12 protein-coding genes are annotated in these 14,210 nt (G+C 47.6%); 1 reads left to right on the top strand and 11 read right to left on the bottom strand.

The window, feature by feature from the left end:
• Positions 1-11: 11 nt before the first annotated feature.
• A complete protein-coding gene (gene galE / locus OGY17_RS19970; protein ID WP_003826055.1) occupies positions 12-1,028 on the top strand; it encodes a UDP-glucose 4-epimerase GalE in 1,017 nt (338 codons plus the stop codon).
• 46 nt (positions 1,029-1,074) lie between these two features.
• Here the strand turns inward: galE and OGY17_RS19965 are convergent, their stop codons facing one another.
• The 11 genes from OGY17_RS19965 to OGY17_RS19915 are packed head-to-tail and all read right to left on the bottom strand — an operon-like array spanning position 1,075 to position 14,199.
• Complete coding sequence (locus tag OGY17_RS19965) at positions 1,075-2,466, bottom strand: DUF4832 domain-containing protein (protein WP_118262792.1); 1,392 nt, start codon at positions 2,464-2,466, stop codon at positions 1,075-1,077.
• A 31-nt stretch (positions 2,467-2,497) separates the two neighbouring features.
• Positions 2,498-2,905 (bottom strand): hypothetical protein, encoded by a 408-nt coding sequence (locus OGY17_RS19960; RefSeq protein WP_003826052.1) that lies wholly within the window; start codon positions 2,903-2,905, stop codon positions 2,498-2,500.
• Between the two features lie 2 nt (positions 2,906-2,907).
• A complete protein-coding gene (locus tag OGY17_RS19955; RefSeq protein WP_286608128.1) occupies positions 2,908-4,020 on the bottom strand; it encodes a glycosyltransferase family 4 protein in 1,113 nt (370 codons plus the stop codon).
• A gap of 1 nt (position 4,021) precedes the next feature.
• Positions 4,022-5,233, bottom strand: a complete 1,212-nt coding sequence (locus tag OGY17_RS19950; RefSeq protein WP_286608126.1) for a glycosyltransferase family 4 protein — start codon at positions 5,231-5,233, stop codon at positions 4,022-4,024.
• Between the two features lie 14 nt (positions 5,234-5,247).
• A complete protein-coding gene (locus OGY17_RS19945; RefSeq protein WP_286608123.1) occupies positions 5,248-6,237 on the bottom strand; it encodes a glycosyltransferase family 2 protein in 990 nt (329 codons plus the stop codon).
• A 4-nt stretch (positions 6,238-6,241) separates the two neighbouring features.
• On the bottom strand, positions 6,242-7,612 hold the full coding sequence (locus OGY17_RS19940) for a hypothetical protein (RefSeq protein ID WP_060683350.1): 1,371 nt from the start codon (positions 7,610-7,612) through the stop codon (positions 6,242-6,244).
• On the bottom strand, positions 7,609-8,820 hold the full coding sequence (locus tag OGY17_RS19935) for a lipopolysaccharide biosynthesis protein (protein WP_100271991.1): 1,212 nt from the start codon (positions 8,818-8,820) through the stop codon (positions 7,609-7,611). Before OGY17_RS19935 ends, OGY17_RS19940 begins: the two co-directional genes overlap by 4 nt.
• Positions 8,817-10,946, bottom strand: a complete 2,130-nt coding sequence (locus tag OGY17_RS19930; RefSeq protein ID WP_234103158.1) for a GumC family protein — start codon at positions 10,944-10,946, stop codon at positions 8,817-8,819. The genes OGY17_RS19935 and OGY17_RS19930 overlap by 4 nt, the downstream gene beginning before the upstream one ends.
• Before the next feature lie 2 nt (positions 10,947-10,948).
• Complete coding sequence (locus OGY17_RS19925) at positions 10,949-11,506, bottom strand: polysaccharide biosynthesis/export family protein (RefSeq protein ID WP_003826038.1); 558 nt, start codon at positions 11,504-11,506, stop codon at positions 10,949-10,951.
• 1 nt (position 11,507) lies between these two features.
• Positions 11,508-12,794 carry an outer membrane beta-barrel protein gene (locus OGY17_RS19920; protein ID WP_008785589.1) on the bottom strand — a complete coding sequence of 429 codons (1,287 nt, stop codon included), beginning with the start codon at positions 12,792-12,794 and terminating at the stop codon, positions 11,508-11,510.
• Positions 12,784-14,199 (bottom strand): undecaprenyl-phosphate glucose phosphotransferase, encoded by a 1,416-nt coding sequence (locus tag OGY17_RS19915; protein WP_008785590.1) that lies wholly within the window; start codon positions 14,197-14,199, stop codon positions 12,784-12,786. Before OGY17_RS19915 ends, OGY17_RS19920 begins: the two co-directional genes overlap by 11 nt.
• Between the last annotated feature and the right edge of the window lie 11 nt (positions 14,200-14,210).

Raw genomic sequence — 14,210 nt, 5'->3', positions numbered from 1 at the left:
CTGGAGTCTGTATGGCAATTCTTGTCACTGGTGGTGCAGGTTATATTGGTTCACATACTGTGTTAACGCTACTGGAAAGAGGCGATGATGTCGTAGTCATCGATAATCTGGCGAACGCCAGCAGAATCTCGCTGGACAGGGTCGCGGAACTCACCGGAAGAGAGCCCATTGTCTATATCGCCGATGTTCTCGACAGGCAGGCATTAAAAAACATTTTCGCCGACCATAACATCACCGATGTCATTCATTTTGCGGGACTCAAATCGGTTTCAGAGTCGATAAAAGAGCCCCTCGCCTACTATGAAAACAACGTTACCGGAACGCTGGTTTTACTGGATGAGATGCTGGCCGCTGGCGTTAATCGTTTCATTTTTAGCTCATCTGCCACGGTATATGGTAATCCAGAAAGCGTACCGCTGAGCGAGCAATCGCGCACGGGTGGTACCACTAATCCGTACGGCACGTCTAAGTTGATGGTCGAACAAATTCTGGCCGATTTCTCACGTGCACAGCCGGATTTTCGCATTACCTGCCTGCGCTATTTCAACCCGGTTGGCGCCCATCCATCGGGTCGGATTGGTGAAGATCCTAACGGTATCCCTAATAACCTGGTTCCGTATATCTCCCAGGTCGCGATTGGTAAGCTGGAAACCGTGTCGGTGTACGGTAATGATTATCCAACCCCTGATGGTACCGGTGTGCGTGATTATATTCACGTCATGGATCTGGCGACCGGTCATTTAGCCGCGCTGGATTGCCAGAACAAAGGCGCGGCTTACAAAGTGATTAATCTCGGTACCGGTGTCGGTTATTCCGTAATTAATCTGATTGAGGCGTTTGAAAAAGCAGCGCAGACAAAAATTAACTATCAGTTTGTCGCCAGAAGACCCGGAGATATTGCCGAATGTTGGTCTGACCCATCGCTGGCATACAAAGAGCTAGGTTGGAAGGCCATCTATAACCTTGATGAAATGATGCGTGACACCTGGAACTGGCAAAAAAATAACCCGAATGGGTATCAAATTTAATGTTCTCAGCAGCGAGCCTGACCGTCAGGCTCGCTGCTGTGTCTGACTAGCGTACCGTTATTGTTGACACCCGGTACCAGCCGCTGCTCTGTTTCCCTTCATTGGCAAAGTTAATTCTCGCCGCACCCGACTTATCCAGCATCGCAACCTCAATCGCGTATTGCCCTTCCGCCAGTCGGCCAGGCATAGATAACGCATAACTGACCTGATACTTACCGGGGAGCCAGCGGCGAATATCCTCCGCGGAATTCCCCTGTGCCACCACCTTATTGGCGCTGTCTACGACCCGGAATGCCAGTATGTAAGGCAGATAAATCGGTGCGACACCCTCATTGTACCAGGTACTGTTTAATGTCAGCGTTTGTCCGCTGTCCCACACGGACTCATGGCTCAGGGACGCAAGGCGAAATCGATAGCCCAATTTGGTCAGCGCATCGTCGACAATCGGTCGATAGTCGCTGGGTATCGTTCTCGATTTCAGGTTAATGGCACTGGCGTGCTGCTTGACCGCCCAGTCAAAAATCCCCTGCACTTCAGCACGTGTATAGTGAAAGGTGTTCTTCCAGTCCTGCATATACGAGCAGATCTCCAGACTCACCGGCGCACGTTTCCAGGCGTCGTTGAACCCTGAATAACTCTGCTGCGCAGCCAGCAATCGCTGCGGGTAATCATCAGCCATATGGTTCCAGGTGTCCGAAAATACGCGCAGGTCCCCCCAACAGTCCGCACGCCACCCTGCCCCACGAGCCACCGCATTCGCCAGACTTTGTCCGCTGCTTATCAACATGATTTTTGGCGTCACCGGAAAAGCAGAAAAGTGCATCGCGACGTAGCGATCCAGTTGCGCCGTGGTGTATCGCTCCAGTAATGGCTTCAGGTTCGGGAAGTTGCTGTTATGCCATTCTCCCCACGATCCCACCATACCAATATCAACAAACGCGAGATTCTCATTACCATCGTAGCGTTTACCAAATGCGTTCAACAGACGCTGACTGTATTGAATAAACAGAGGATCGTCTAAATCCGGGGCAAATGTCTTTTTATCCGGCGTCCAGGTTCCTTTCACGCCTTTTTTAATTAGCCAGTCAGGAATTTGCGAACCGCTTTCCGGCTCTGCCAGAGCCATAAATCGTAGCCCGACATTCATCGCAGGGCGATGTGCCGCCGCGTATTTGAAGGCATCATCCACCAACGCAAAATTGTACTGGCCTTCGACTGGCTCCAGATCCCGCCAGTAAAAACGCTCGTATTCAAATCCGGTATTGGGATAGTCCGCCAGCCCCAGCGTTTCACCGTATCCCTGATGAAAACTTGCCACGCCAATCCCCGGATTGGTTAGCGGGCCCGTCAATGCTTTGGGGGTGACGGTCGTCAATGCGGCCATAACCGTCAGCGGGAAAAACATGCTCAACAACGCACAAACCCATTTACGCTTCATCGCAATGACGTCCTCCACCAATTTGTTAACGCTAGCGGTCTTTCAGGCTTAACCACCAGTCCCAGATACCTACGTGAAAATTTTGGAACACATCAATACCTAACGCGGATTTGATCATATACAGCGTCAGCAATATGCAGCAGGTGACGAATAGCACGGCAATCAGCAGCAAAAAAGTGAGTAACATTCTCGACAGGGTTGATTCCTGGCGATGCTGGCGGCGTAAATCTCTGCCAAACAAAAAAACCAGATAATAACGCTTACTGAAAAAAGGAAAGCTTCTGCGAATATCGATCTGATGCCGCGAAGTCAGGGTTGTAGCAAGGAGCGCTTTTTCCACCCCTTCTTTTTGTTCAGGGGTCAATTCCTCCGCTATCCGCTCATCGAGGTGAGCGTAAAACCGTTCGATGGCAGGAGGACGATTTTGAGGACTGGTCAAAATTAACCTATATCTTTATCAATGGAGTGGTAGACGTTAACCGTCTTTTTGGCGATTTCATGCCAATTGTAGTTTTGCAAATATACACCATAGTCCACGCTATTTGCTGTTGCCCCTTGGCCTAATTTTTCAGCCAGACCGGTTACATCTCCCACCTTAAAATAGGCCTCGGCGGGCAGTTGAACTTCAAGGTTAGCCGGAATATCACTGACGACGGCCGGAAGAGAAAATGACATTGCCTCCAGCAGCGCAATAGGCAATCCTTCATGGTATGAGGGCATCACAAACAATTTAGCCTGCGAAAACACCGCCTGAAGTTCGTCACCACGTAAAAAACCAGTCATCACAACACCTGGCGTGTCGGCGGCAAGCTTTTTGAGGCGCACGCTGTATTCGGTCGGATGATCCGCATCGCCAATTAACACTAACGGTATGGTCAAACCGCTGTGTTGATAAGCGGCGATGGCATCATGCATCCCTTTTTCTTCCACAAACCGCCCAACCACCACGAGGTAGTTTTTCGGCTGCAGCCCAAAGCGGGAGAGCGTATTGTCGATGGTGAGCTGTGATAACAATCGCGGCTCGTTCACGCCATTGTGAATTAAATGCGCATCATAGCGACCGTGTTTTTTCTGAATCAGTTGATTAATAACGTCAGAAATCACAATCACCTCGTTGGCATATCTCACCGCCCAACGCTCACCCAGCAACAATATTTTTTTGGCTACAAATCCCCATTTCTGGCGATCGTAATCGGGCCCGTGGTGGGTAAAAACCACCTTTTTACCCATCACGCGTAAGAGTGGGATCACAAGGCCAGGGCCGATAGCATGGACATGCACAATATCCGAATGGTCGATACGTGTCCTAAACGCCGCTAAAACGGAATGGACAATCGCTTCCAGCGAGCGCTTTTTGGGTGCCCACAGCGCGTAGGTTTCGACTTTTTTATATACCGATCGTTTGTAATTTACATATGGCGAGCGAGCGATCACGCAAATATCCACGTCGAACTGCTGTTTAATGGCAGGAAAAAGATTCTGACAGTGTGTCTCCACACCGCCCAATACATCGGGAATACCACGCGTTCCAAAAACCGTTATTTTTTTACTCATACTATGGCCTGCTCAGCAGTTCTTTATACAGCGCCTGTAGGGTATCCATATGTTTACTCAGCGCATATTTTTCACTCAACCGTGCACGTCCATGTAAACCCATATTCCTCGCCTTCTCAGGCGAGTCGGCCAGAGCGTCCATCGCATTGGCTAACTCCTGCGCATTGCCCGGTTCGAATAAAATCCCTTCGACACCGTCACGAATTTGTTCCGGTATACCGCCGATGCGCGACCCGATAACCGGTTTGCCTAAGGACATCGCCTCTAATATCGCCATAGAACAGTTTTCATAGCATTCTGAAGGCAGGATCACCGCTCGCGCATGCTTAATAAGGTTGTCGAGGGCTTCCCCTTGTTGCACATAACCTAAAAACTCAACATCAGGGTATTTGGCGGCTAATTCATCATGCAACGGACCGTGCCCTACAACTTTCAGCGGCGCTTTGTTCTGCATTTTTTTATGCGCTGCCAACAACGTTGCCACGCCCTTTTCACGGCTCAGACGGCCAAAGTACAGCATATAGCCCTCATCGCTCACTTCAGCCAGGGGACGGCTGTCATCAACGCCATTGACGATGACATCAATGCGCGAATTTGGCAGCGTGCGCAGCAAGACACCGCGTAAAAAAACGCTTGGTGAAACAATCACATCCAGTGCCTGATAGTTTTGTGCAATGTACTGCCAGGTTGCCTCCAGGGAGAGCAGTAAACTTTTTGAGGCTGAACCTTCCTGACAACGATACCTGAAGGCATTGAAAACCGTTCCGGTGATACAGGAATCACACACCTTGCCGTCGCGCAGCATGGAATAGGCGGGACAGACTATCTTATAGTCATGCGCAGTCAGCACCGTTTTGCAGCCAAAATTGCGCGCAACTTTAATCAACGCCGGTGTTAACTGATGGTAGATGTTGTGAAAATGGACGATATCCGGGCGCTCTATTTCTAATAGCGCCAGCATTTTTTTGCAGGCCTGCGAATTATGAATAAAGTTAACCGCCGTTTTGATACCACCCAGCAGATTGCTCGCTTTGTGGTAGTCCACATTACTGACGAAATAATCCGCATAGTCCGAGGGGAAATTATTCTCATGCTGCATAGAGAAATCAATAACCTGCACTCCGGCCTGTTTCAGCATATCGCGCTCTTGAAAATAAACCGTTTCCGCGCCGCCTTTGATGAAAAAAAACTTGTTAACCAATAATACTTTCATGGCGCCTGCCCCGGTTATTCATGAATGATTTTACTGTTAGGCGGGGTCAGCGGATCGCGTACCGGATAAAAAATACCTTTGATCAGCCCCGCTGAGCGTACGATTAAATTAATAACGCTTTGCAGCCCATCTGTTAACGAGCGGTTTTGCACAATCTTCAACAAAGCAAACGCCAGTAATGGTAGAAGCGCAACGGCAAACACATTGATATTTAAACTGAGCATCGCCACAAATAAGAGAATAAGGTAGAGCGCAAATACCGCCTCATTCTTCACGATGTTGAATGACTGGGAAAACCAGGGTTTCCCCCAACTACAACGCAAAAGCTCACCCGGTGCCTGGTAATAACCGCTGGTCCAGCGCCGCACCAGCATCTTAAACGTCGGCAGCGTATGTGATGTATGGCTGAAGTAAGGAATATCCAGACGCCGCAGTTTATAGCCTGCTTCGATTAAACGCAGGCCCAGTTCAGCCTCTTCATACGCGTGCAAATTACGGTTAGTCAGATAACCAATTTTTTCAATTGCCGACCGACGATACAGCCCACCGCCACCCAGATGATCGCTATCCCCGAGTGGATAGATTTTATTAATGCGTTGCTTACGCGATTTAAATTCATAGTTTACGGCATCATCCATTTCAACGGTTCCCGCAACGCCTGCATATTCTGGTTCGGCCTGCAAAAACGCGACGGCCTGATCCACAAAGCCCTCCTCCAGCTCCATATCGCCGTCCATCAACAACAGATATTCCCCTTCACTATACAGATAACCTAACTGGTGCCCGACGCCACAGCAGCGATCGCCAGGGTCAGTTAAGGACACTACGGTCACCCCTTTATCGATCGCAAGCTGTTGGGTGTTATCCGTTGACAGACTATCTGCCACAATAATTTTGTGTGGATAATCAATAAGCTGCTTACGGATACTGTCAATCGTCTTCTCAATACATTTAGATTCATTGAGTGTTTTAATACTCACTGAAATAAACGGTTTTTGGTCCATACAATTACCCTACGCAGCGAAGGACGGTTCGACGAATCACTAAACTTGATCCTAGTGATAAATAGAACAGGAATTGTAACATCGGTGTAATCATCAGTATCTGGCTATAAGGTAAGCTAATTAAGCAACCAATCGCAAAAGCGTTAAACGCCGGTGCAAAGCTCAATAACTGGAGATCCTGCTGGTCCAGTTGTTCAAGCGTCAGTAATGGCTTTGGCTGACAAACTTTCAGGATATAAATGAATAAGCTAATAAAGAGCAACGTACCGATCACCCCCACTTCCCACAGCAACATACTTAGGGAAGTCGAGTCGAGAATTAAGTTGTAGATAATATTCAAAAAGCCCGGCGACACCGTACTACCACTGTTAGTGGCATTGAGTCCGTAGCCAAATAACGTTCCTGAAAGCCCCCACAGATCGTTATTTTTCAACCAGAACAGGAACGTCGTAAAGCGCCCTAACTCACCGGTAGACATAATGTAGTTCGGATCAAAGATATAGCTTAAGGAGTCGATAAAAATACTTAACGAGCTTTTGGACGGATCGCCGCCGAACGCCGTAGAATAATAGTATGCGAGGATCACAATCGACAGGCTAATAAGCAACAGCATTCCCGCCACAATAACCAACAACGTCTTCAGATTGACCTTACTAACGTCTTTGACGTAGCTCGGTGAAAGCCACACCCACGCCAGGAATATAGGCGATAGCAGGATGACAAACTTCACTTCACCAATGATGCATAACCCGATACCGAGAACAATATGCAGCGCCATGGACTTGAACGTGGTGAGCCCATGCTTATATTCGGAGACTTTTAACAACATAATTAACAGGCAAAACAAGCCCATTGCGGCAGTATTCCCGCCCCCCATTGGGTCACCGCCAAACGTGCCAACCACGGAGTCCCATTTCTCATCTTCGCCGCGCACCGCAACGCGCTGGGGAACAACCAGTAAAACCTGATAAATCATTACCGGAATCTGCGCGTAAAACACCCAATACAGATAGCGCGTTGCGCGGTAAATCTGTGATTCCCTGCAAAAGCCCAGCAGCAAACAGATCATCACCAGCGACAGCGCAATTTCGTTTTTAAATGCCACAATCGCGACGGTGATCCCGCCCTGAATCAGCGTCGATGCTCCAGCCAGCACCAGAAACGAAAAGTACAACGCCAGGACAATCGTCTCCTGGGCATCCAGATGTAAGGAGCCATCACGCGTCTGCATCACCAATAATCCCACCATCAATAAGGTGAGGAAAAAAGGTATCCACAGCACTGACTGCATGCCGGTAAAGTATTGCACCAGGCCACACAGGATCAGCGTGACAAAGGTATAAACCTGTAAATAGTATCCGGTATTCAGCGTCATAGTATCACCGGCTTGTCTTTCAGGAGATTGGCCCGCTTATTCATTTTCAGATAAATGAAGGCGTAGCGAATAAATGTCAGTGAAGAAAACAAGATGACCGACGTTGCATAATCTTTATAAAAATAGGGCGTCACAACAAAAGCGAAGAGTACAATCGCCAGCTGTTCCAGTTGGATACGCAGAAAATAGCGATGGGAACCAAAAATAAGCTCTATCACCGTCAGAGGGCTTATCGCCAGCGCCGGGAATAAATAGGGCAACATGTAGCGTGACGTCTCAATGGAGTTTATCCAGTCTTCGCTAAAGCCGAGGCGCATCACAATCGGATAGAAAATAAAAACCCCAAGGGTACAGATAACCCCTAGTACCAGCAATAGCATACGTACCCTGGTATACTCCTGATAGTTGAAGGTATTATTTCTGAAGTCGATAGACCATTTAGAAAAAATAGTATTGCGCACCGCATTCCCGATGATCACCACCGGCGCCAGGCAAAAGCGGCTAACCACGGAAAAATAACCCGCCGTCAGCGCCGAGAACCAAAAGTTAATCAGCATAATAGGCAAATTGCTGCTGGCCATCGCCAGCACTTCCGCGCTGCCCACTTTGGTAATGTGATGAATATTCTGTTTGAAAAAATGCCAATTACTGGCGGGTCGCAGATGTCTGGCCGCCACCGAACGAATATCAAACGAATGCAAAATACAGCTTATGGTCAGCACCATCGTCGTACAGGCCCACGACCAATAAAACAGCTGCACATGATGCGTAACCAGAACCGAAAGTAATACCACCACAGAGACAGAAATACGCTGGAAGATCAGAAAACGAAAGTTGGCCGTGCGTAGCGACAGGTTTTCCGAGATTAAAACCCACGCCGTTGCCAGCGTCAGTAAATAGAGGAACAGAATGTTCTGGTGAAACAGCCACGCGGTCAGCACTGCGTACGGTAAGGCAATGATCGTGCTTTGTATTAAGCAAAACACGACATTCTGCACCAGTTCGTCATCCTGCTGTTTAGGAATTAACAGCTGTGATGCAAAGGTACACACCTGAGCGCCCACCACGGCGATGCTGTAGTTGAGCGCATAAAGCCCCACTTCAGCCATATCGTACTTGTGTGAAATCAACCAAATAGACAGTGCACCAATCAACTGCGAGATGACTGATGAACCGGCTATTGTGGAAGCGCTCTTCAGTAGACTCATACGCGGCCTGGCGTTGCCATCAGTTGATCGGTACTGAAGTTCAGTGAACGCAGACCCTCTTGCGTCTCAAGATCCTTTTCTTCAACAGCATTGAGCACCGCACCAATCACCACGCCGTTATTTTCCTCGATCTTATCCAGCGCGTTGGCGATTTGTCCCGCGGACCCCGCCCCGGCTTTCACAATGAAAACAACGCCATCGACGGCACGTTTGATCAGTTGAACATCCTGGCTCTGGTTCACGGCAGCAACATCAATAATGATGCGCTGATAATGCGATTTCAACTCGCGCATTAAGAGTTCAACATGCTCCGAAGACAGCATCAGTAAAGATGAGATGGTGTTCTTGCCGTGTGGAATAAAGTCGAGATTATCACTGAGTTTGATCCTCGCCTGTTCAAGCTCTGTCTCCCCGCGCAGCAGTTCCGCTAAGCCTGCGGATGTAGCTGACGCCAGCTCGGATGTGAGCCCACCAGTGTTAAAGAAATCTGCATCAATAAGCAGTGTTTTCTGGTCGAAACTAAAAGAGTTCGCTAACAGATTCGCCAACAAAGAACGCCCATCGCCGTGCTCCGTCGACGCCACGGCGAGCGTCTGTAAAGGTCGATTATCCAGCATAATCCGGGTACGGATACCGTGCACAATATCGGCATTAAGCGGGTTCTTCATGATCATGTCCCGCACCTGTGCGCGCCCTGAGGTTCCGCTAAAACGACGAATTTCACCCAGCGGAACAACATTGAGCCGTTTTTTCATGCGACTAAGGGTACCGATTGAGTTATCCATTGCCGCTTTGACAATGAAATACATGATGCTGAACACCACCACCAGCATGACCACCATCAGCAACAATAAAGATTTATTCGGTTTCGCCGGTTTTAACGCGGGTACCGCAGGGTCGTATAACACCGCATCGGCATTCACGCCGGACAGCGACAGCTCCTGAGTACGTTGATAAAGCGATTTATACAGGTCTTCCATTTTATCTAACGACAGCTTTTGACTGTTCCAGGCATCCCGTTTTGACGCCATTTTCTGGAAGATCTTTTTCTGCTCAATCACTTGCTGTTGATAGTTTTTTTCGTCCGCCAGCGCCGCCAGATATTGCTGACGTAAACCGACTTTCAGCTCGCCCAACACTCGTCCGGTCTGGCTTTGGATCGACTGAACATCGGCCTCGGCTTTTAAAATAGCGGGATTTTTTGGCCCATAGACTTTACGCTGTTCGGACAACGTTCGTTGCGCCTGAATCAACGCAATGCGCAAATCCTGGATCTGAGCGTGGTTAGAGACCGAAGGCAGCGAGATAACGCTCTCAAGGGACTTACCTCCCCCGTTCACCTCGTTATAGACGGATTCAGCGGCAACCCGACGCTGGGTCGCATCGGCCAGGCGATTAGTTACGATACTTAACTGCTCGGTTTCAAAACCATCGATACCACGGAAGGTCAGCAGACCGGCATTTTTCAGATAGCTGTCCATCTCGTCTTTTTGCTTAGCTATCGACTTCTGAATCTCTTCCATTTTTTCAAAATTCAGTTCGCGAGCTTTCTCCACCTTCAGACGTTTCTGCTCCACCGTATAGTTGATGAAAGCCTGCGCGACGCCGTTGGCAATGTCAGCCGCTACCTGAGGCGAAGTTGATTCATAGGTAATAGACGCCAGGTTCGTCGTACGAATACCAATGACATTCAGATTTTTCGCCAGCGTTTTCAGCGCTTGCTCCATTCTCAGTTGCCGACTTTCATTGCTATCAGCCCCCTGAGCACCGGCTTTTTCCCCGGTAAACTCCGGGTTTTCATCCAGCTTCATATCACGTACGGCTTGCTCCAGCACAATACGTGAATGCATCAACGCATATTGTGTTTCGTAGTAACCACTGCGTGTTGAATCGAAACCATCAACCTGTGGAAACGGAGAAACGTTATCAGCCTGCGCCTTAATCAGCACCGTCGCCGTTGAAACATACTTTGAAGACATCATGCTGATTAACGGATACGCGACGACCCCGGCAACGATACCGGCCAGCGCGATTTTCCAGGCGTTCTTTTTCAGCTCTTTGGCAAAGCGGGAGAATTCGACACTGCTTTCTCGTTTTTTGCCGTTTTCCACTATTGATAGTTTCATCGTCAGAAGAACCCCATGCCAATAATCACGACATCCCCAGGATGAACAGAGTGCGTTAAATCGACATTCTCAAGCAGCTGATTGCTCCCTGACAGGCGAATGTTGATATCTTTTCGGTCAGCACGATCTGTAAATCCACCCGCCTGCGCAATAGATTTCTCGACGGTAAGCCCTGGCTCATAAGCGAAGCCATTTGGACTTTTTACCTCACCTGAAACATAGTATTTGCGGAACTCGGCAATACTCACCGTCACCATTGGAGATGTAAAATAATCTCCGGTCAGGCGTTGAGTTAATTCTTTAGTCACTTGATCAACGGTTTTATCTTGTAATTTAAGAGCACCAACAAACGGGAAATTAATTTCCCCGCTCTTATCCAAAATAAACCGCATCGTCATATCGGGTTGACCATGAACAGCGATATTGACCGTATCCCCCGCCCCAAGTCGGTAATCCTGCTGAACAGTAGCAGGATCGTCCATTAATCGCGGGCTGGACGCTGTGCATCCGACCAACAGGATACTGAATAGCAAAACCGCGCACAGTTCTATTATTTTCATTTTAGATCTGAACCTTAGCTTTAAGCATAATCATAGAATTATCATAACCCAACGTTCTAATGACTTCCTGATTGTCGTTGGGACCGATATAAAACGAGTCAGTATCCTTATTCGAATTTAATGTATCTATCTGATATTTAATCTCAAAATTAACCGACGGTGTGTAGTCATAGCTCATGGTGACGCTAAACACGCCATCTTTATCATGTCGATCCTTGTTCTGTTTTTTATAGTCTTCCGAAGTGAATGAGTAGTCCAATAAAGTAGAAAAACGAGTGCCTAACCAGAAATGCTGGTAAGAAAGGCCATACTGGGTCACTAAAATATATCCCCCAACTTCCGATGGGTCTTTAATGCTTTGCGCAGAGTGGGCCGTGAAAACAGACTGTTGTAACGGCTTCCACTCCGCTTTTATGTCCCAGTTTAGACCATTAAAATCATGCGAGTTTGCGTTGTTTTCAAATGTTTTATACAACCATGAAATATTCATGTCGACATTGGTTTTCCCCGTCAACTGCGACTTCAGGCCATACAGTAAATAATACTCATTAGTGTCTTTTTCTGAGTTGTTATCATAGCGACGCTGGTTAGTAATAAAGCTATAGCGAAAGCGCGTTCTGGATGAGTATTGGTCAAAAACTTCCGCTATCAGGCTATTTTCATGCCATTCCTGTTCCTGAATATAATTGTAGAAGTCCTCACTGCTGTCCCGAACATCAGAGGTGTTACCGAAAGTCAGTTTTTTGTATAACAACGCCAGTTCCGCTTTGCCGCGACCATCAGGCGCACCGTAGCTGTAGCGCAATTCACTATTGATAAAATTCGTCGTCAGCGGAGATTTAATCCCATACTGCTCAAACTGACTCGGTAGAAACCCCTCGGTGATGTCACGACCGCGGGATTCATGCCCAAGCGAATCCTCCAGATTGAGGGTTAAGCCATGCTTGAGTCCATAACGCCAGGCACCGTTAAAACGGAAAAAATGATCGTTGTAGTTATCAGCAGAATCGCTTGAGTAATTACGATAATCCCCAGAGTACATCAGCAAATACTTATCCTGACCACGCTCTCCAATCATGCTCAGAACGGGCGCCGCACTCTGAAACGATGAACCGATAGCATCGCTGCTATGTGGCTGATAAGACACGTTATCATTATAACCATAGTCCACAGCGACCTTGCCCTGGAAGTCTATCCCCGCAAAGCCAATGTGTGATTTCGGTGTTAAATCAGCCCATGCGGACTGCGATATCACGATTCCGGTAATAACGAGTAATTTAGTATGCATTCTTACCGACAAATCCTTTGAAAATAGTTTTAATAATAATTTTTATATCCAGCCATAACGACCAGTTTTGAATGTACTCAATATCGTACTGAACCCTTTTTTCCATCTTATAAAGCGCATCGATCTCCCCGCGGAACCCGTTGATCTGCGCAAGCCCAGTGATCCCTGGCTTAACTTTATGGCGAATCATGTAATTTTCGACCTGTTTTCGGTACTGCTCATTATGCGTAACCGCATGAGGCCTGGGACCGACAATCGACATACTTCCCTGCAAAACATTAATAAATTGAGGGAGTTCATCCAGCGAAGTGCGGCGCAAAAAGCTCCCGAATTTGGTTACCCGCGGATCGTTTTTAGTGGCCTGAATAACCGTATCGGAATTCTCCATGACGCGCATAGAACGAAATTTCCAGACCTTAATTTTTTGCCCACTCAAGCCATAGCGGTCCTGTTTGAAAAAAACCGGCCCACGGGACGTGAGTTTGATACCAATGGCAATCGCCAGCATCAGGGAGGAAATCATCACCATAATGATGCTGCCAAGAACCAAATCTTCCGCCCGCTTAATAAACGAGCCCGCCCCCTCAAAAGGTGAACTAAAGATACCGATAGTTTGCAGATTGTGGATGGAGCGTAACTTGGACATGTTGTTACTGTAGGTATAAAAGTCAGGGACAATATAGGTATCTACGGTGGTGTCTGACATCATGGCCAAAAAGTGACGAATACGATGTAAAGCAACCATCGGTAAAGCAATATAGATTTCGTCTATGTTTCCCTTCTTGGCTTCCTCGACCAGATTGATCACCGGACCACGAAAGGGGCTTTTAACCTTATCAACGACATCGCCACAGCGAGATAAGGCGCGCTCATCATAAAAGGCCAGATCTAATGTGATATTGGCGTATTCATTCATTAGAGCGGTTTCTGCGGCCAGACCATTGTCGGTCAGACCAATAATCGCCACACGGATACTCTTTTTCGTTGAATACTTAAAAATAAAAAAACGAATGTAGTAAAGAAAAGGTAATGGAATGAAGTACCAGTAAATAATAGCTGAATAAAAAGGGGAAGGCAGTCTGTCTAAGTAGCCCAGTGACTCAGGTTCAGCCACCGTCATACTGACCAGTTCGTTAAAAAAAATCGCCAGCAGCGTACAAAAAACCAAGCGCTTTTGATTACGTAAACCGATCGTCTTAATCTTTTGCTGGTACATTTTAATGTATTCAGCAAACAGCAAGAAAAAGATTGAGAAGAGAAGACTCAAAATGGCAATGGTGTTAAAGGGCACCAAACCCAGCAGATGGGCGCTAAAAATTAACGTCACATTGATAACAATGAAATCGACCAGTTTTAAAAAGACTGGATATCCTTGGCTGCTAATCTTTAGCGATTTTTTAAGCATATCTCAGCCCA

This window comes from Citrobacter sp. Cpo126, assembly GCF_030332445.1.
In the GTDB taxonomy this organism is placed as follows: domain Bacteria; phylum Pseudomonadota; class Gammaproteobacteria; order Enterobacterales; family Enterobacteriaceae; genus Citrobacter; species Citrobacter portucalensis.
The sequence above is the reverse complement of the archived record's forward strand: the minus strand, read 5'-3'. Positions and strand labels throughout refer to the sequence as shown.